We start from the raw sequence: 16,828 nt of genomic DNA on the forward strand, positions 1-16,828 counted from the left end.
GAGCAGGACTTTGCGCCGGCGGCATCGTCGGATTTGAGTATTTTTGGAACGATGAAAGTAGGGCCGGGATGATCCTAGAAATCTGGCAGAGTTACCGCCGCCTCCCCCTCTGGGTGCAGCTTTGGGTGGCCCTCATTCTGGTGCCGGTCAACGCCGCGTCGCTGCTCTATATCACGCAACCCGCAGGCGCATGGCTGGCGCTGATGGCAATCGGCGCGATGCTCTGCAATGGCGTGCTGATGTTGATCGAACGCGGCTTTTCCAAGGTCATGGCCCTGCCGCATGTGCTGATCTGGACACCGATGCTCGGCCTGATCCTGTGGCTCTTGAGCCAAGACATCGCCGGCAGTTATCGGACCTATCTCGTGATCCTGCTCGCGGTCGATGTGGTCTCGCTGATCCTCGATCTCAGCGACACGCGCAAATGGCTGTCAGGCGACCGCACGATCGCCTGACGCAGCGCTCTCTCAGCCCAGCTTGCGCAGACGCGCAAAGAGGCTCGACGTATCCCAACGCCCGCCGCCCATCTTTTGGACATCCTTGTAGAACTGATCCACCAGCGCCGTCACCGGTAGGCTCGCCCCGGTCTCGTCAGCGGTGCTGAGGCAAATGCCCAGATCCTTGCGCATCCAGTCGACGGCAAAGCCATGCTCCCATTTGTCGTCAATCATGGTCTCATAGCGGTTGGCCATCTGCCAACTGCCCGCCGCCCCCTGAGAGATCACCTCGACCACCACGCGCCCGTCCAATCCCGCCTTCTCGGCGAAATGCAGCGCCTCGGCCAGCCCCTGCACCAGACCGGCAATCGCGATCTGATTGCACATCTTGGTCATCTGCCCCGCGCCGCTCTCGCCAATCCGACGGCAGAGCTTGGCATAGACCTGCATGATCGGCTCAGCCGCACCATAGGCATCCGCGTCCCCACCACACATGATCGAGAGCTGGCCTTTTTCGGCCCCCGCCTGACCGCCTGACACCGGCGCATCGACGAAATTCAGCCCCGCCGCCTTGGCCTCGGCATAAAGCTCGGTCGTCACCTTCGACGACACCGTGGTGTGATCCACGAACACCGCACCCGATGCCATCCCGGCAAAGGCCCCGTCCGGCCCCTGACAGACCGAGCGCAGATCGTCGTCATTGCCGACGCAGGCCATCACGAATTCGGCCCCTGCTGCGGCCTCGCGCGGCGTGACAGCGTGTCGCCCGCCATGCTCCGCCGCCCATTTCTCGCCCTTGGCCGCGGTGCGGTTATAGACACAGACCTCATGCCCGGCCGCCGCCAGATGCCCCGCCATCGGATAGCCCATAACGCCGAGCCCCAAAAACGCCAGTTTTGCCATAGTCCTGTCCTCTCCTACAATCTTGTGCCATTGTCTTGCCGAGGTTTTCTGACTATCCCCGGCTGGTGATGCAAGCGGAAAATAGGGCGGTGCCGGGGCATGTCAGGGGTGATGAAATGGTTGTTGCGGCTGGCGGGCGGGGCAATCCTGCTGGCGGTTCTGGCTGTGGTTGGCGCGTATTTCCTGCTCTCCCGCTCGCTGCCAGACTATGACACGACGCTCACCGTGAGCGGTCTCGCCGCCCCGGTCGAGATCGTGCGCGACAATGCCAATGTGCCGCATATTCTGGGTCAGACCGACGCCGACAGCTTCTTTGGGCTGGGCTATGTCCATGCGCAGGACCGCCTCTGGCAGATGATGACGATGCGCCGCACCGTGCAGGGGCGGCTCTCCGAAATATTCGGCCCCCGTACCGTCAAGATCGACAGCACCCTGCGCCGCTTTGACCTCTATACGCTGGCGCGCCAGTCGGTCGCCGCACAGGATGCCGAAACATTGGCCGCGCTCAAGGCGTATTCCGATGGCGTCAACGCCCGCATCACAGAGATCAACCGCGAGGCGCTGGGGCGCGGTGCCCCCGAACAATTCCTCTTCAACGCGCCGATAGCCCCGTGGCAACCCGCCGATTCCATTGCGCTGATCAAACTGATGGCGGTGCAGCTTTCCGCGCATCTCGAAAACGAGGTGCTCTTTGCCCGCGCCTCACTGGCCCTCGAAGACCCTGACCGCCTCGCAGACATCATGCCTCTTGCCCCCGGCAGCGGTATCGCCGCCCTGCCCGATTATGCAGCACTCTTTCCCGGTGCCAACTGGTCCCGCATGGCCCAAACCGCGCCCGAAACAGAGGATCCGCTGTCCCCCTTCAAACGTCGCGCCTTTGCCGGCGCATCGAATGCCTTTGCCGCCGCACGCTCACGCTCGGCCTCGGGCGGCACGCTTCTGGCCAATGACCCGCACTTGGGCTTTTCGGCCCCAAATATCTGGTATCTCGCGCGGCTGAATCTGACATCGGGCGGCGTGATCGGCGGCACCATTCCCGGCATCCCGGCGATCCTGACCGGGCGCAGTGCGCGTCTTGGCTGGGCCATCACCTCGTCCTATCTCGACGATCAGGACCTCTACATCGAGGAAGTGAACCCCGATAACGCCAATGAATACCGCACGCCGGAGGGCTGGAAACCGTTTCGCACCACCCGGTCTATCATCGAAATCAAGGATGCCGATCCCGTCACCCTCACCCTGCGCTGGACAGATAACGGCCCCGTTCTGCCGGGCAGCCATTACGATCTGGCCGAAGTGACCCCCTCGGGCCATGTCGCCTCGCTCAACTGGACCGCCCTCAGCCCCAATGACACAACGATGTCCTCGGCCATTGGGCTCATGCGCGCGCAATCAGTGCAGGACGCGATTGACCTCAGCCGCCTCTACATCGCGCCCTCGCAGAACCTCACCTTGGTGGACCAGTCCACAATCGCCATGCGCACCGTCGGGGCCATGCCCCGCCGCGACGCCCGCCACGAGAGCGAAGGGCGCATGCCCGCACGCGGCTGGCTGACGGAAAACCGCTGGCAGGGCATGCTGCCCTTTGCCGCCAACCCCGAGTTCGTGGCCCCCTCCGGTGGCATCCTCGGCAATACCAACAACAAGGTGGTGGACCGCCCCTTTCCCATGCATGTCAGCCACCTCTGGGGCGACACCCAGCGCGTCCACCGCTGGCGCAGGCTCATGCAGGGCCGCGAGGTGCACACCCGCGACAGCTTTATCGAGGCGCAGCTCGACACCGTCAGCTTTACCGCCCGCTCCCTCTTGCCGCTGATCGGGGCCGATCTCTGGTTCACCGGCGAATCCGCGCCCGAAGGCACGCCCGAACGCCTGCGCCAACGCGCGCTCGCCATGCTCGCCGACTGGAACGGCGAAATGAACGAACACCTGCCAGAGCCACTGCTCTATGCCGCATGGATGCGCGCCCTGATGGACCGCCTCATTCGTGATGACCTCGGGCCGCTCTCGCGCGAATTCGACCACCCCGATCCGATCTTCATCGAACGGGTGTTCCGCAATGTCGATGGCGCCGCCGCCTGGTGCGATGTCAAGCAATCGGCGGCGGTCGAGACCTGCACCGACACCGCCCGCATGGCGCTCGACGATGCGCTGATCTGGATTTCCGAACGCTATGGCAAGTCCCTCGAGAGCCTGCGCTGGGGCGATGCGCATCAGGCCACCCATGACCATCAGGTGCTCGGAGATGTGCCGCTCCTGCGCCATTTCGTCAACATCCGCCAATCCACCTCAGGCGGCGACAACACGCTCTTGCGCGGACGCACGCGCGGCGGCGACGGGCCGGACCCGTTCCATAATGTGCATGGCGCTGGCTATCGCGGGGTCTATGATTTTGCCGATCCCGACAGCAGCGTCTTCATCATCGCCACCGGCCAATCGGGGCATTTTCTCAGCCGCTATTACGACAACCTGTCGCAACTTTGGCGGCGAGGCGAATACATCCCGATGTCGCTCGATCCCGATCTGGCACGCGCGGCGGCGGTGGGGATCACCATCCTGCGCCCCGACGGCCAGTAACAGCGCCGTCACCACTCCGGCGCAGGTGCTCGTGCCTGCGGCGACAGGCCGCTCACCTTTTTTCATCCCATTTGGAACCGCGCCGCACCTCCTGCGTTGACCCTTCAAGCGCGCATTTGGCGCGTTGACGCAAACCGCAGGATGGACCCTGCAGAAACGGAGGACGATATGACGTTCCGCAAATTGGCTCTCGCGACTGCCCTCACAAGTGTTTCGGCCCTGGCGGCCTATGCCGCAGACGAAGGCGGCACCGAACGGCAGTCTCAGGACAACAGCGGCACAGACGCCGTCTATGAAGAAACCCAAGGCACTGCCGCAGACGCGCAGTCGGGCGGTTGGTCCGAGGCCACCGTTGCAGAGGATGGCGAAATCCACGCGCCCACCGATCTTGATCTGACGGCTAAAGGCCAGCGCGAGACCGGCAACACCCTTGTCGAGAATATTCTCACCGAGGCCGAGACTGGGGCCACGCTGACCTCCGTGGATGACAAGGTCATTGGCGAAGTCGTCTCGCACGAGGGCGACGAAACCGCAGAGCATCTGATCTATGTCGATGTGAGCACGGATGCCGACCTCCCGGCCGAGCGTATCGGCTTTGAGGCAGGCTCGCTCAGCGTCGGCGAAAACGGCGGCTTGGAATATGCCATGACCCTCGAGCAGCTGCGCACCGCCGTGGCGGAAAAAGTCGCAACGATGACGCAATAACCGCTCGCCTTTCCACGGTGCGCTTCTCCCTCCCGGCGCGCCCACGGCCCGGCCCTAAAAGGCCGGGTCGTTTTGCTGTCATGCCCCAAAATCTCCCGCACCCGATCACGCGCCCCTTCCCCCCGCCGCAGTCCTGCTTTAAAGACCGCCGCATGCACATCCCCGAAGGAGCCCGCCCCATGCAGGAACCGTCCATCACCCCCGATCTCGTCGCGGCCCACGGCCTCAAGCCCGAGGAATACGACCGCATCCTCGAGATCATCGGACGCGAACCGAGTTTCACCGAACTGGGCATCTTCTCGGCCATGTGGAACGAGCATTGTTCCTATAAATCCTCCAAGAAATGGCTGCGCACCCTGCCCACCACCGGGCCACAGGTGATCTGCGGACCGGGCGAGAACGCAGGCGTGGTCGATATTGGCGACGGTCAGGCCGTGGTTTTCAAGATGGAGAGCCACAACCACCCGTCCTATATCGAGCCCTATCAGGGGGCCGCGACCGGCGTAGGCGGCATTCTGCGCGACGTGTTCACCATGGGCGCACGCCCCATCGCCTCAATGAATTCACTCAGCTTCGGCGAGCCCGCGCACCCCAAGACCCGCCAGCTTGTGCATGGCGTGGTCGCGGGCGTGGGCGGCTATGGCAACTGCTTTGGCGTGCCATGCGTCGGCGGCGAGGTGCGGTTCGATCCCGCCTATAACGGCAACTGCCTTGTCAATGCCTTCGCGGCAGGCTTGGCCGACGCCGACAAGATCTTCTACTCCGCCGCCTCCGGCGTCGGCATGCCGGTGGTCTATCTCGGGGCCAAGACCGGCCGCGACGGCGTCGGCGGCGCGACCATGGCCTCTGCTGAGTTTGACGACAGCATCGAGGAAAAACGCCCCACCGTGCAGGTCGGCGACCCTTTCACAGAAAAACGCCTGATGGAGGCCTGTCTCGAACTGATGGCCACAGGTGCCGTGATTTCCATTCAGGATATGGGGGCTGCGGGCCTCACCTGCTCTGCTGTGGAAATGGGCGACAAGGGCGGGCTTGGCGTCAAGCTGCAACTCGACGCGGTGCCGCAACGCGAATCCAACATGACCGCCTATGAGATGATGCTGTCGGAATCTCAGGAACGCATGCTCATGGTTTTGCGCCCCGAGCTTGAGGCCGAGGCCCGCGCCGTGTTCGAGAAATGGGATCTCGATTTCGCCATTGTCGGTGAAACCATCGCCGAAGACCGCTTCCTGATCATGCAGGGCAACGCCATCAAGGCCGATCTGCCGCTCGCAACACTCGCTGGCTCTGCCCCCGAATATGACCGGCCCTTCGTGGACCCCGCCCCCGCCGACCCGCTCGACCCCGCCAGCGTTCCCGGCGTCGATCCCATCGACGGGCTCAAGGCGCTGATCGGCTCGGTCAACTACTGCGCCCGGCAATGGGTCTATGAACAATATGACACCATGGTCATGGCCGACACCGCCCGCACGCCGGGTCAGGGTGCGGGGCTGATCCGCGTGCATGGCACTGAGAAATTACTGGCCTTCACCTCCGACGTGACCCCCCGTTACGTCAAGGCGAACCCGGTCGAGGGCGGCAAACAGGCCGTGGCCGAAGCCTATCGCAATCTCAGCGCCCTGGGCGCCGTGCCGCTTGCCACCACCGACAACCTCAATTTCGGCAACCCCGAAAAGCCCGAGATCATGGGGCAGTTTGTGGGCGCCATCAAAGGCATCGGCGAGGCCGTGGCCGCCCTCGACATGCCCATCGTCTCGGGCAATGTCTCGCTCTATAACGAGACCGACGGCGCGGGCATTCTGCCCACCCCCACCATCGGCGCGGTGGGCCTGATCCGCGATCCTGAAACCGCGATCATCGGTCAGGCGCGCGACGGCCATGTGGCGCTGCTTTTGGGCGAAACCCGCGGTCACTTAGGCCAATCCGCCCTTCTGGCCGAAGTGTTCAACCGGGTTGAGGGCGACGCCCCTCCCGTTGACCTCGCCGCCGAGAAACGCCACGGTGATTTCATCCGCGCCAATCACGCGCTGATCAAGGCCTGCACCGACCTCTCCGACGGCGGTCTGGCGCTCGCCGCCTTCGAGATGGCCGAAGCCGCAGGCGTGGGCCTGTGCCTTGATGCCGACGACACCGCCACACTCTTTGGCGAGGATCAGGCGCGCTACCTCATCGCCTGCAACTTCGATCAGGCCGAGGCGCTGATGACCGCCGCAGGCCACGCCGGCGTTGCCCTCACCTCCGTGGGCCGCTTCACCGGCGACAGCGTGCGTCTGGGCAAATCCGAGGCCCCGCTTGCCGAACTGTCGAACATCTTCCGCAGCACCTTCGGCGCGACGTTCGACTAAGGGGAACGGGCGCAGCGAAATGGCAACTTTGACCTAGAGCTGACATTCACCCCTAGCGCCTACGCGCGGAATCAAGGCGCGGTACGCGCCGCCACGCAGCGCCCGTCCGCCCCCTCGGGCGGGCGCTTTTGCAACGGCTCAACTTATTGAGAACGCGAAAGTATTTGGCGAAGATAAAGTACCAGCCGACCAAGTGGCCGCGCCCACCCGGCGGACGGGCACCGCGCGGCACACACCTCGGGCCAAATGTCCCCTTAAAGACCACCTCCGTCTCCATCACGTTTTCCGGAGCCCCATGGCGCGAGCCCTGCCCCCGTGGCAGGCTGACACCAGCCATGAAAGGATCGCCCATGCTCCGCCGCCTGCTCGCCCTCAGCCTTGTGCTGCTCGCCACGCCCCTCACAGCACAGGACACCCCGCCCGCGCCAGAGCCGCCAATGACGCTGGAGCGGCTCGATACCATCATCCGCGCCCTTGATCCCGAGGCAGAGAGCAACGGCAGCGTCTGGCAGTTGACCGTGAACGACGTGCAGGTGCTCATCGTCACCGACGAATCCGCAGACCGCATGCGCGCCATGACCCCTGTGGCCAAGGCCACAGACCTCACACCCGAAGACCTCAATCGCATCCTGCAAGCCAATTTCGACACCGCCCTCGATGCCCGCTACGCCATCGCCAAGGATCTTCTATGGGCCGCCTTCATCCACCCGCTGAAACCGCTGGAGAAGGACGAGTTCATCTCGGGCTTGGGTCAGGTCGTCAACCTCGCCCAGAGCTATGGCACGCTCTATTCCGGCGGCGCGCTGCACTATGGCGGTGGCGACAGCGGCGCGCTGCAACGCGCGCTGATTGATGAGTTGCTCAAAAAAGGCGAAGAAATCTGACCTCAGTCAGTCGGCTCTGCTCCCCGAGGAATTTTGAGCCCGATGAACAGGCAAGCCATCCCGCCCGCCTGCGCTCCCTTGCACTCATGCCGATGGGGCTCTACATCTTGGGCAAGACGTGACAAGGAGACGCCCCAATGGCCATGCTCGCCTCTGACCTCGAAGCCCTGATCCGCCAAGCCCTGCCCAATGCCAAGATCACCGTCGATGGCGAAGACGGCGTGCATTTCGCCGCCGAAGTCATCGACGAGAGTTTCCGCGGCATGAACCGGGTTCAACAGCAACGCGCCGTCTATGCCGCAATCAAAGGCAAGATGGACGGCCCCAACGGCGCCGTGCATGCCCTGGCGCTGACAACCAAGGCCCCCGACTGAGTGAATGGAACCCAGACTGATCGTCGCCCTGCTGCTTCTGCCCTTTGCCGTGATCTTTGCCTATACGATGTGGCATGAGATCCGGCGCTACCGCCGCGATGGGCGGGCCGATTACGGCCTCAGCTATTGCGAAGAAACCGACAGCACCCATGTAACTCTTTTGGGCGACGACGAAACCGGGTATGACCCCCAAGAGACAGACCCCTCGGCCAAAGCCGATAGACAGACCGATAGGACAAGCCATGACTGACGCCAAGACCCGCATCGAAGAGACCGTGAAATCCGCCGATGTCGTGCTCTACATGAAGGGCACCAAAGACATGCCGCAATGCGGCTTTTCCTCCCGCGTGGCGGGCGTGCTGAACTACATGGGCGTCGACTTCAAGGACGTGAACGTCCTTGCCGACGAAGACGTCCGTCAGGGCATCAAGGACTATTCCGACTGGCCCACCATCCCTCAACTCTACGTTAAGGGTGAGTTCGTAGGCGGCTGCGACATCATCACCGAGATGACTCTCTCGGGCGAGCTGGACCAGCTCTTCGAGACCTCCGGCATCACCTATGACAAGGACGCCGCCGAGAAGATCCGCGAAGCCAACGCCTGATCTGCCCCAAACGGGCGGCACGTACCAGCCCTAGGCCGCCCCCATGCGCCGCAGGCGCGCGGGGGTCTGGCCGAACCGGCGCTTGAACGCCCGCACAAAGGCCGCGTCCGAGCCATAGCCCACGGCATCGGTGATCTCGGAAATCGACCGCTCGCTGCGGGTCAGCATCCTACGCGCCTGCAACATGCGCCATTCGGTCAGATAGCTGGCCGGCGGCAGCCCCATGACCTCGTGAAACCTGGTGGCGAATGCGGTGCGCGACATGCCCGCCTCTTGGGACAGGCGGCTCAGATCGACCGGCTCTGCGTGATGCGCGTGCATGTAACACAGGGCCCGGCTGAGTCGGCTATCCCGCATCGTGGCCAAAACCCCCTGAACCGGCTCATGCGCGGCCAGCCATGCGCGCAACAGGCTCACGAACAGCACCTCGGCCATCCGGTCCGCCACCGCCCGCGCGCCGGGGGCCTCGCCGGTCTGCTCACTGGTGATAAGATCGACCACCGTCCGAAACAGCGCCGCCCCGTCGCGGTTGAACACATCCCGCACCACGATCAATTCCGGCAATTCCGCGAACAGCGGGTGATCCAGCGTGCCATCCCATTCGAAATGTCCGCAGAGCATCCTTGCCCCGCCCTGGCGGGGCCCTTCGCCCGCTTCTGAAGACAGCGCTTGCATGGCTTGCAGCCCTGGCGCAACCCGCGCCGCGGACGTATCGCGCATCTCATGCGGCGCACCGCGCGGCAAGAGCACCGCATCCCCCGCCTCAAGCACCAGATCACGCCCCCAGACACGCAGCACCGCCCGCCCCTCCAGCACCATATGGAGCGGACCATGCGCGCTGGCGGGCATATCCAGCCCCCAGCCGGGGGCCATGTTCTTGATGAAATAGATGCAGGCCCGCAAGCGGACCATCCGCAGGACATCGCTCAGGGCATCATCGCTTGCGCTCATCTTCGTGCCTCTCCATGGCGTGGATGCAGGACCAGTCTTGCCGGGCCCGACAGCCTGCGACAAGGCCCGGATCGAGGAATGCGAACGCAGGATCAATAATCCTGAACGCGCAACTCTGGCTGATCTGACCCTCAACTCCCATTTTGCGCTGCATCACACTGACCAGCCCACAAGGAGACAGCATGTCAGATTTCACCCCCACGCGCCGCCAGATTCTGGGCGGCGCCTTGGCGCTCGGGGCCGCCGCCACAGTCCTCACCCCCGACCAGGGCAGCGCCAGCACCGCGCTGATGCCGCTGCGGGCGGTGCATCGCTTCACGCTCGGGTCCATGACCGTGACCGTGATCGACGATGCCCGCTTCACCTTTCCGGCCGCAATGTTCGCCACGAACCAGCCCCCCGACAGCATCGCCACCTTTCTCGCCCGCTACCATTTGCCCACCGAAACGGTCAGCGCCAACATGCAGATCACACTGGTCGAGACAGCGGACCGCAAGGTGCTGCTCGACACCGGCATGGGTGATGTCACCTTTCCGGGCAATACGCCCGACAATGGCCGCCTGACCGCCGGTCTGGCCGCCTTCGGCGTCTCTCCGGACGAGATCACCGACGTTGTCATCAGCCATGGCCACCCGGACCATATCGGCGGCTGCTCTCTTGATGGCAGGCCCTGCTTTCCAACGCCACCTACCACGTCCCGGCGGAAGAGCTGGAATTCTGGACCCAGACGCCGGGGAGCGAGGAAAGCTTTCTCAACACCATGATCGCGATCGGCAGGGCCAAACTCGGCCCCCTGCAAGGGCTGATCCGCACCTATGGCGATGGCGAGATCCTCGCGCCGGGCATCACGGCGCTCGCCGCGCCGGGGCATACCATCGGACATCACGTCTTTCACCTCAAGAGCGGCGATGCTTCCTTGCTGCACCTGATGGATGCGGCGCTGCATCACCTCGTTGGCCCGGAGGAACCGGATTGGGCCTTGGCCGTCGAGATGCACCCCGACACCGCCGCCGCGACCCGGCGCAGACTTTTTCAGCAGGCGGCAGATGCCGGCACGCTCGTCGCCGGATACCACTTCCCCTTTCCGGGTCTCGGCCGGATCGTCGAGATGGGCAAGGCGTGGCGCTTCGTCCCGTTGCAGACAGCCTGACATGCATCGGCAGACCCGTACGGTTTGACCGCACAACCGTACGGCTCAGCCTCTCCGGGTCCAACCCCAGAGGCACAGCATTTCCATGATCACATGCGCCCCAGCGATGGCCGTGGCGCCTGTGGTATCATAGGGCGGCGACACCTCGACCATATCTCCCCCCACCAGATTGATCCCCGCCAGATCCCGCAGAATGATCGCCGCCTGCGCCGAGCTCAGCCCCCCCCAGACCGGCGTTCCGGTGCCGGGCGCAAAGGCCGGGTCCAGCGCGTCGATATCAAACGTCATATACACCTGAGCATCGCCCACGATCTCTTTGATCTTGCGAGCTATTTCCACCGGCCCCTCCAGATGCACCTGCCGCGCATCCAGTGTGGAAAACCCCATCGTGTCCGGATTTGTCGTGCGAATACCCACCTGAACAGAGCGCGTCGCATCGACGAATCCCTGCTTCACGGCCTTGTACATCATCGTGCCATGGTCGATCCGCGTCAGGTCATCATCCGCCCAAGTGTCTGAATGCGCATCGAAATGGATCACTGCCAGTGGTCCGTATTTCTCGGCATGCGCTTGCAACAGCGGCAGGGTGATATAGTGATCTCCACCAATTGCAAAACAGGCAGCACCCGCGTCCAGAATGCCCTTGGCATGCGCATAGAGTGCATGAGGAAAGGCCGCTACATGTGCGTAATCAAACGCTAAATCTCCATAGTCGGCGATACTCAAATGCGACAGCGGATCATAGCCATCCCAGCCATAGGGCGGATCATAAACCTGTAATGCGCTGGCCTCGCGCACCGCGCGCGGCCCCATGCGGGTGCCTGTCCGGTTGGTCACGGATTGGTCAAACGGCACCCCGGTGATCGCCACATCGACATCCGTCAGATCCTTGGTATAGCGACGGCGCGCAAAGGACAGCGCCCCACCAAAGGCATTCTCAAAGCTCAATCCACGTGATGTTTCACGCGTAAACGCCTGATCTATCTGTGTTTTCGCATCTTCCAGTGCCATGGCTTGTCTCCTTCAGCCAAGAGGCTGCGCGCGCTCGACCAGCCGCGCAAAGAACGAGGCACCCACCGGGGCCACCGCATCGTTGAAATTGAACCCGGGATGGTGCAGCCCCGGCCCTACACCTTGCCCAAGAAACAGATAAGACCCCGGAAGCTCTTGCAGCATATAGGAAAAATCCTCGGCCCCCATTTCACGCGGGCGATCCGCGATGACCAATCCTTCGCCCACAACCTCCCGCGCGACTTCTGCGGCAAAGGCGGTTTTCTCTGCGTCATTGTAGGTGGCGGGGTATCCCAGATCAATCCGCACCTCCGCCCGCACGCCATATCCAACGGCCACGCCCTCTGTAACCTCCCGCAACCGGCGATGCACCATTTCCTGCACCTCTGGCGTGAATGTCCGGATGGTGGCGTTGATATAGGCGTTCTCGGGGATGACGTTATCGACCGTGCCGGTATGGATCTGCGTCACCGAAATAACCAGATCATCCAAGGGGTTACGGTTGCGGCTGACAATCGTTTGGATGCCCTGCACAATGGCCACGGCCGCCACCACCGGATCGCGTGTCTCATGCGGCATGGCGCCATGCCCACCGCGCCCGATCACGTCGATATGCAGCGTATCCACCGCCGCCATGATCGGCCCCGGCGTGGTCTCGAACGTGCCCGCAGCCACCCCCGGCAGGGTATGGAGCGCATAGACCTGCTCCACACCATAGCGGCTCAGCGCGCCCTCTTCGACCATGATGCGTCCCCCGCCCGGACCCTCTTCGGCAGGTTGAAAGATCAGCACCACTTTACCGGCAAAATTCCGTGTCTCTGCAAGGTACTTAGCCGCGCCAAGCAGCATCGTCGTATGCCCGTCGTGGCCGCAGGCATGCATCTTGCCGGGGGTCTGGCTGGCATAATCGAGCCCGGTGACTTCGGTCATCGGCAGCGCGTCCATATCGGCGCGCAGCCCGATGCACGGCCCCTCGCCTTGGCCCTCGATCACCGCGACAACCCCACTGGTCGCCACGCCGGTCTCGATCTGCGTGATGCCGAAGTCACGCAATCGCTCGACCACAAAGGCCGCCGTTTGGTGGCAATCGAACCCCAATTCGGGATTGGCATGCAGATGCCTGCGCCAGGCCGTCATTTCCTCTGAGAATCCGGCAATTCGGTTGATCACGGCCATCTCTGGACATCCCTTCATTCTCGCGTCAGGGTCCACTCAACCCCAAAGACGAGGCCGCTGCAATGCCTGACGATACGCTCATCCACGATCCCCGCGGCGGATTGCCCCGCCTCATCGCCATCATGGCCCGCCTGCGTGATCCTGACACCGGATGCCCGTGGGATGTCGAGCAGGATTTCGCCAGCATCGCCCCCTATACCATTGAGGAGGCTTACGAAGTTGCGGATGCCATCGAACAGGAAAATTGGCAGGATCTACGTGGTGAATTGGGGGATCTTCTCTTGCAGGTGGTGTTTCATGCCCAAATTGCGCAGGATCGTGGCCTGTTTGACGTGATGGACGTGGCCAATGCCATTTCCGACAAGATGGTCGCACGTCACCCACATGTCTTTGGCGTTGAGAGTCGCGACAAAACCGCCGAACAACAGACCCGCGACTGGGAGGTGGTCAAGGCCGCCGAACGCGCCGCCGAGGCCAAGACCGGCACACTGGACGGTGTGGCCCTTGGCCTGCCTGCGCTCCTGCGCGCCGTCAAACTCCAGAAACGCGCCGCGCGTGTGGGTTTTGATTGGCCGGACTCTTCCCATGTTCTCAATAAGATACGAGAAGAAGTTGATGAATTGCATGAAGCTGCAACCGAGTTGACCCAGGACGCAGTCGAAGAGGAGTACGGCGACCTTCTCTTTGTGATGGCCAATCTCGCGCGGCATATGAAGGTCTGTCCCGAAACCGCCCTGCGCCGCGCCAACGCCAAATTCACCCGCCGATTCGAGCGGATCGAAGCGCTTTTGGCCGAACGCGGCAAAACCCCACCCGAGTCGGATCTGGCTGAGATGGATACACTCTGGGATCAGGCCAAAGCGGAGGAGCGCGCCTGACAACCGCTTGTAACGACGCCAGAAACCCGCCACTCTCAGCCGAGGAATGAAAGGATCAAGTCAATGACGATCATGGATGAAGCCCGCAATGTTCTGGGCGAGGCGCTGGAGCCGTGCTCCTCCGCGCCGCTGACCGGCTACTTCCGTGACGGCCACTGCAACACCTGCGCCGAGGATCACGGCAGCCACACGGTCTGCGCCCTGATGACCGCCGAATTTCTGGCCTTTTCCAAATATGTCGGCAATGATCTCAGCACCCCCCGCCCTGAATTCCAGTTTCCCGGTCTGAAACCGGGCGATCAATGGTGCCTCTGCGCCGCGCGCTTTCTTCAGGCCCATGACGAGGGTTGCGCACCGATGGTGCGGCTCGACGCCACCCATGTGCGCGCCCTCGAGATCGTGCCACTGGAGGCGCTGCAACAAAACGCCGCCCCCGAGAGCTGACAGGATGGCCACTGTAACCCTGATCAGCGATGTCGAAGCCAGCCCCGAAGTGCGCGCCGTCTTTGACGACATCCGCGCCACGCGGGGCAGCGATTTCATCAATAATTTCTGGCGGGCCCTCGCGCATGACCCGGCCCTCCTGCTCGCAACATGGGAACGGCTCAAATCGGTGATGGGCCCCGGCACCCTTGATCCGCTGACCAAGGAATTGATTTATATCGCCGTTTCGGTCGCCAATGGCTGCGAATACTGCGCTCATTCCCACACCGCAGCGGCGCGCGCCAAGGGGATGACACCCGCACAGCACGGTGAACTCTTGTCGGTGATCGGCATGGCCAGTCAGACCAATGCCCTCGCCACGGCCCTTCAGGTGCCGGTGGATGATGCTTTCAAGATCTGATAAAGGCGGGACTTGCCCGCCCTGTCAGGCTCAACTGGTCTTGATATCGAACCCCAGATGCTTGGCGACGGTAAAGATGTCCTTGTCGCCACGACCACACATGTTCATGACCAGCAGGTGATCGTGTGGCAGCGTCGGCGCGATCTTCATCACATGGGCAAGGGCGTGGCTGGGTTCCAGCGCCGGGATGATCCCCTCCTGCGCACAGCAGAGCTGGAATGCCTCCAGCGCCTCGACATCGGTGATCGAGACATATTTGGCGCGGCCCGTTTCATGCAGCCAGCTATGCTCAGGCCCAATCCCCGGATAATCGAGCCCGGCCGAGATCGAATGCCCCTCCAGGATCTGCCCATCAGCATCCTGCAAGAGATACGTGCGATTGCCATGTAGCACACCGGGCCGCCCGCCAGTCAGGCTCGCGCAATGCTCCATCCGGTCGTCCACGCCATGGCCCCCGGCCTCGACCCCGATAATATTCACGGTCGGATCATCAAGGAACGGGTAAAACAGCCCCATCGCGTTCGATCCACCGCCAATCGCGGCAACCAGCGTGTCGGGCAAACGCCCTTCAGCGGCCTGCATCTGTTCTTTGGTTTCCTTGCCGATGATCGACTGGAAATCGCGCACCATCGCCGGATAGGGATGCGGCCCCGCCACCGTGCCGATGCAATAGAACGTGTCGCGCACATTCGTGACCCAATCGCGCAGCGCGTCATTCATCGCGTCCTTGAGCGTGCCCCGGCCACTGGTCACCGGCACCACCTCTGCCCCCAAGAGCCGCATGCGAAACACATTGGGTGATTGCCGCTCGACATCATGCGCGCCCATATAGACGACGCATTGCAGCCCGAACTTGGCGCAGACCGTGGCCGTCGCCACCCCATGCTGCCCCGCGCCGGTTTCCGCGATGATCCGCTTCTTGCCCATGCGGCGCGCAAGGATGATCTGGCCCAGCACATTGTTGATCTTGTGTGCGCCCGTGTGGTTCAACTCATCCCGTTTGAGATAGATTTTGGCCCCGCCCAGATGCTGCGTCAGCCGGTCGGCATAATAGAGCGGCGAAGGGCGGCCCACGTAATGCGTCCACAGATCATGCATCTCATCCCAGAAGCTCTGATCGGTCTTGGCGTGCTCATACTGCTGTTCCAGTTCCAGAATGAGCGGCATCAGGGTTTCCGATACGAACCGCCCGCCGAAATCGCCGAACCGGCCTTTTTCATCAGGACCGGTCATAAAGCTGTTGAAGAGATCATTCATTGTCTCTGGCCTTTGTCATTCGGGAAAGTCTGAGGTTGAATATGGGACGCGCGGGGGATTTTCCAGCGAAAAGCGGGGCGTTCAGAGCCGACGGATCACATAGAGCCGCGACCAGAGGTCCGGTTCGGCCAACAGAAAGGGCAAAAACGGCTCAGAGCGCTGCGCGATATGGATCTGGCCACTGTCCACCAGCGATTCCAGCACCGATTGAAACCCCTGCGCCTTCCATGTGGCCTCCAAGACGTTGAACACACCAATCCCTCCGGGCCGCGTCACGCGGGCCAGATGAATGAGGCTCTCAGCCGGGGCATGACCGGGGCCAAAGGCACCCACGCAGACAAAGCCAGCAAAGCTGTCATCGGCAAAGGGCAGACCGCTGCCCATCTCCGCCTCGACCAGATCGGCATATTGCCCCGTTGCCTGCGCCGCCGCCAGCATGCCGGGCGAGAGGTCACAGCCGGTGATCGGGCCATACCCCAGAATCCGCAGGCTCTCGCCCACCAGCCCGGTGCCACAGGCGGCATCCAGCACCGGCCCGTCGCTCCGGCCCACAAAGCGTGCAAACATAGCGGCCCCAAGGGCAGGAAGCCGAAACCCACGCGCCAGATTATCTGCGTCATAGCTCTGCGCCCAATCGTTATAGATCGCGCGGGATTGCTCAGGCGTCTTGGCACCGTAAACGTCGCTCAGATCGTCCATCATCTCGGCCTCCTCTTGCGGGGCCAGCATGA

Annotated in this window: 18 protein-coding genes and 1 pseudogene; 13 read left to right on the plus strand and 6 right to left on the minus strand. The window is 62.9% G+C overall.

The genetic code is table 11. The features are described 5' to 3' along the window. Positions 1–68: 68 nt before the first annotated feature. Positions 69–455 (plus strand): hypothetical protein, encoded by a 387-nt coding sequence (locus tag VR71_RS09490; protein WP_045683301.1) that lies wholly within the window; start codon positions 69–71, stop codon positions 453–455. A 12-nt stretch (positions 456–467) separates the two neighbouring features. Here VR71_RS09490 and VR71_RS09495 read toward each other — a convergent pair. After that, a pseudogene (locus tag VR71_RS09495) lies at positions 468–1,379 on the minus strand (NAD(P)-dependent oxidoreductase); the annotation flags it as partial. A 60-nt stretch (positions 1,380–1,439) separates the two neighbouring features. Here VR71_RS09495 and VR71_RS09500 point away from each other — a divergent pair. The 7 genes from VR71_RS09500 (at position 1,440) to grxD (ending at position 8,830) form a co-directional block, all read left to right on the plus strand. Further along, positions 1,440–3,917, plus strand: coding sequence for a penicillin acylase family protein (locus VR71_RS09500; RefSeq protein WP_045683305.1), 2,478 nt, complete (start codon positions 1,440–1,442; stop codon positions 3,915–3,917). A 168-nt stretch (positions 3,918–4,085) separates the two neighbouring features. Beyond that, positions 4,086–4,622 (plus strand): phosphoribosylglycinamide synthetase, encoded by a 537-nt coding sequence (locus tag VR71_RS09505; protein ID WP_254656425.1) that lies wholly within the window; start codon positions 4,086–4,088, stop codon positions 4,620–4,622. 179 nt (positions 4,623–4,801) lie between these two features. Next, positions 4,802–6,967, plus strand: a complete 2,166-nt coding sequence (gene purL, locus VR71_RS09510) for a phosphoribosylformylglycinamidine synthase subunit PurL (protein WP_045683310.1) — start codon at positions 4,802–4,804, stop codon at positions 6,965–6,967. Between the two features lie 350 nt (positions 6,968–7,317). Continuing rightward, positions 7,318–7,851 (plus strand): type III secretion system chaperone, encoded by a 534-nt coding sequence (locus VR71_RS09515; protein ID WP_045683312.1) that lies wholly within the window; start codon positions 7,318–7,320, stop codon positions 7,849–7,851. Positions 7,852–7,988: 137 nt separating this feature from the next. Continuing rightward, the gene (locus tag VR71_RS09520; RefSeq protein ID WP_009818395.1) at positions 7,989–8,225 is read left to right on the plus strand and encodes a BolA/IbaG family iron-sulfur metabolism protein; all 237 of its coding nucleotides are present in this window, start codon (positions 7,989–7,991) and stop codon (positions 8,223–8,225) included. Positions 8,226–8,229: 4 nt separating this feature from the next. After that, on the plus strand, positions 8,230–8,475 hold the full coding sequence (locus tag VR71_RS09525) for a hypothetical protein (protein ID WP_045683315.1): 246 nt from the start codon (positions 8,230–8,232) through the stop codon (positions 8,473–8,475). Further along, positions 8,468–8,830 (plus strand): Grx4 family monothiol glutaredoxin, encoded by a 363-nt coding sequence (gene grxD, locus VR71_RS09530; RefSeq protein WP_045683317.1) that lies wholly within the window; start codon positions 8,468–8,470, stop codon positions 8,828–8,830. The genes VR71_RS09525 and grxD overlap by 8 nt, the downstream gene beginning before the upstream one ends. A 30-nt stretch (positions 8,831–8,860) precedes the next feature. Here the strand turns inward: grxD and VR71_RS09535 are convergent, their stop codons facing one another. Next, a complete protein-coding gene (locus VR71_RS09535; RefSeq protein ID WP_045683320.1) occupies positions 8,861–9,781 on the minus strand; it encodes an AraC family transcriptional regulator in 921 nt (306 codons plus the stop codon). Between the two features lie 182 nt (positions 9,782–9,963). Between VR71_RS09535 and VR71_RS09545 the strand changes: the two genes are divergently transcribed. Both VR71_RS09545 and VR71_RS09550 read left to right on the plus strand, forming a co-directional pair. Continuing rightward, the gene (locus tag VR71_RS09545; protein ID WP_045683328.1) at positions 9,964–10,545 is read left to right on the plus strand and encodes an MBL fold metallo-hydrolase; all 582 of its coding nucleotides are present in this window, start codon (positions 9,964–9,966) and stop codon (positions 10,543–10,545) included. Continuing rightward, positions 10,542–10,931, plus strand: a complete 390-nt coding sequence (locus VR71_RS09550) for a hypothetical protein (protein WP_296430133.1) — start codon at positions 10,542–10,544, stop codon at positions 10,929–10,931. Before VR71_RS09545 ends, VR71_RS09550 begins: the two co-directional genes overlap by 4 nt. A gap of 45 nt (positions 10,932–10,976) precedes the next feature. Here VR71_RS09550 and speB read toward each other — a convergent pair whose 3' ends face one another. Both speB and VR71_RS09560 read right to left on the minus strand, forming a co-directional pair. After that, complete coding sequence (gene speB, locus VR71_RS09555) at positions 10,977–11,942, minus strand: agmatinase (RefSeq protein ID WP_045683331.1); 966 nt, start codon at positions 11,940–11,942, stop codon at positions 10,977–10,979. A 12-nt stretch (positions 11,943–11,954) separates the two neighbouring features. Beyond that, positions 11,955–13,118, minus strand: a complete 1,164-nt coding sequence (locus VR71_RS09560; RefSeq protein WP_045683333.1) for a M20 aminoacylase family protein — start codon at positions 13,116–13,118, stop codon at positions 11,955–11,957. Between the two features lie 62 nt (positions 13,119–13,180). Here VR71_RS09560 and mazG point away from each other — a divergent pair, with 62 nt between their 5' ends. From mazG to VR71_RS09575, 3 genes are all read left to right on the plus strand, one after another. Continuing rightward, a complete protein-coding gene (mazG, locus tag VR71_RS09565; protein ID WP_045683335.1) occupies positions 13,181–13,996 on the plus strand; it encodes a nucleoside triphosphate pyrophosphohydrolase in 816 nt (271 codons plus the stop codon). Between the two features lie 63 nt (positions 13,997–14,059). Further along, on the plus strand, positions 14,060–14,440 hold the full coding sequence (locus VR71_RS09570) for a DUF2237 domain-containing protein (RefSeq protein WP_009818389.1): 381 nt from the start codon (positions 14,060–14,062) through the stop codon (positions 14,438–14,440). A 4-nt stretch (positions 14,441–14,444) separates the two neighbouring features. Further along, positions 14,445–14,840 carry a carboxymuconolactone decarboxylase family protein gene (locus tag VR71_RS09575; protein ID WP_045683337.1) on the plus strand — a complete coding sequence of 132 codons (396 nt, stop codon included), beginning with the start codon at positions 14,445–14,447 and terminating at the stop codon, positions 14,838–14,840. A gap of 30 nt (positions 14,841–14,870) precedes the next feature. Here the strand turns inward: VR71_RS09575 and trpB are convergent, their stop codons facing one another. Both trpB and VR71_RS09585 read right to left on the minus strand, forming a co-directional pair. Beyond that, positions 14,871–16,097, minus strand: a complete 1,227-nt coding sequence (trpB, locus tag VR71_RS09580; protein WP_009818387.1) for a tryptophan synthase subunit beta — start codon at positions 16,095–16,097, stop codon at positions 14,871–14,873. 81 nt (positions 16,098–16,178) lie between these two features. Beyond that, complete coding sequence (locus VR71_RS09585; RefSeq protein ID WP_296430135.1) at positions 16,179–16,826, minus strand: class I SAM-dependent methyltransferase; 648 nt, start codon at positions 16,824–16,826, stop codon at positions 16,179–16,181. Positions 16,827–16,828: the final 2 nt, after the last annotated feature.

It is taken from the genome of Roseovarius sp. BRH_c41 (genome assembly GCF_000961715.1).
Lineage (GTDB): Bacteria > Pseudomonadota > Alphaproteobacteria > Rhodobacterales > Rhodobacteraceae > Roseovarius.

Coding starts and splice junctions, on each gene's coding strand:
- VR71_RS09490 (WP_045683301.1), top strand. CDS start 69: ATGATCCTAGAAATCTGGCAGAGTTACCGCCGCCTCCCCCTCTGGGTG.
- VR71_RS09500 (WP_045683305.1), top strand. CDS start 1,440: ATGTCAGGGGTGATGAAATGGTTGTTGCGGCTGGCGGGCGGGGCAATC.
- VR71_RS09505 (WP_254656425.1), top strand. CDS start 4,086: ATGACGTTCCGCAAATTGGCTCTCGCGACTGCCCTCACAAGTGTTTCG.
- purL (WP_045683310.1), top strand. CDS start 4,802: ATGCAGGAACCGTCCATCACCCCCGATCTCGTCGCGGCCCACGGCCTC.
- VR71_RS09515 (WP_045683312.1), top strand. CDS start 7,318: ATGCTCCGCCGCCTGCTCGCCCTCAGCCTTGTGCTGCTCGCCACGCCC.
- VR71_RS09520 (WP_009818395.1), top strand. CDS start 7,989: ATGGCCATGCTCGCCTCTGACCTCGAAGCCCTGATCCGCCAAGCCCTG.
- VR71_RS09525 (WP_045683315.1), top strand. CDS start 8,230: ATGGAACCCAGACTGATCGTCGCCCTGCTGCTTCTGCCCTTTGCCGTG.
- grxD (WP_045683317.1), top strand. CDS start 8,468: ATGACTGACGCCAAGACCCGCATCGAAGAGACCGTGAAATCCGCCGAT.
- VR71_RS09535 (WP_045683320.1), bottom strand. CDS start 9,781: ATGAGCGCAAGCGATGATGCCCTGAGCGATGTCCTGCGGATGGTCCGC.
- VR71_RS09545 (WP_045683328.1), top strand. CDS start 9,964: ATGTCAGATTTCACCCCCACGCGCCGCCAGATTCTGGGCGGCGCCTTG.
- VR71_RS09550 (WP_296430133.1), top strand. CDS start 10,542: ATGATCGCGATCGGCAGGGCCAAACTCGGCCCCCTGCAAGGGCTGATC.
- speB (WP_045683331.1), bottom strand. CDS start 11,942: ATGGCACTGGAAGATGCGAAAACACAGATAGATCAGGCGTTTACGCGT.
- VR71_RS09560 (WP_045683333.1), bottom strand. CDS start 13,118: ATGGCCGTGATCAACCGAATTGCCGGATTCTCAGAGGAAATGACGGCC.
- mazG (WP_045683335.1), top strand. CDS start 13,181: ATGCCTGACGATACGCTCATCCACGATCCCCGCGGCGGATTGCCCCGC.
- VR71_RS09570 (WP_009818389.1), top strand. CDS start 14,060: ATGACGATCATGGATGAAGCCCGCAATGTTCTGGGCGAGGCGCTGGAG.
- VR71_RS09575 (WP_045683337.1), top strand. CDS start 14,445: ATGGCCACTGTAACCCTGATCAGCGATGTCGAAGCCAGCCCCGAAGTG.
- trpB (WP_009818387.1), bottom strand. CDS start 16,097: ATGAATGATCTCTTCAACAGCTTTATGACCGGTCCTGATGAAAAAGGC.
- VR71_RS09585 (WP_296430135.1), bottom strand. CDS start 16,826: ATGCTGGCCCCGCAAGAGGAGGCCGAGATGATGGACGATCTGAGCGAC.